Annotated in this window: 1 protein-coding gene; it reads left to right on the top strand. The window is 72.6% G+C overall.

Annotated elements, in window-relative coordinates; genetic code table 11:
* The coding region (locus tag D7V80_RS41200) for an alanine--tRNA ligase-related protein (RefSeq protein WP_233586111.1) at positions 1-457 on the top strand (457 nt) is incomplete at both ends.

The following is a 457-nucleotide window of genomic DNA, read 5'->3' as shown; positions in this document are numbered from 1 at the left end:
CCCTACGACCTCACCGAGGACGCCCTGCGTGCCCGCGGCCTGGGCATCGACCGCGCCGGCTTCGACGCCGCGATGGCGGAGCAGAAGCGCGCCGCACGCGCCGCCTGGGCGGGGTCCGGCCAGTCCGCTTCGGAAGCGGTATGGTTCGACATCGCGGAAGACCAGGGCGCGACCGAGTTCGTCGGATATTCGACCGATGCCGCGCAGGGCCGGGTCGTCGCGATCGTCCGCGACGGTGTCCGCGTCGACCGCGCCGCCGCGGGCGACAAGGTCGCGCTGGTGACCAACCAGACGCCGTTCTATGCCGAGTCCGGCGGCCAGCAGGGTGACGCCGGGCTGGTCACGGGCGACGGCGGTCTCAGGGTCGCGGTCGCGGACACCGCAAAGCCGCTCGGCAAGCTCCATGTCCATCTCGGGCAGGTCGAGGCTGGCACGGTCGCGGTCGGCGATACGGTGA

Source organism: Corallococcus sp. CA054B, from assembly GCF_003611625.1.
In the GTDB taxonomy this organism is placed as follows: Bacteria; Myxococcota; Myxococcia; order Myxococcales; family Myxococcaceae; genus Corallococcus; species Corallococcus coralloides.
Note: the sequence above shows the minus strand (reverse complement) of the source record. Positions and strands in the feature narration are given on the sequence as shown.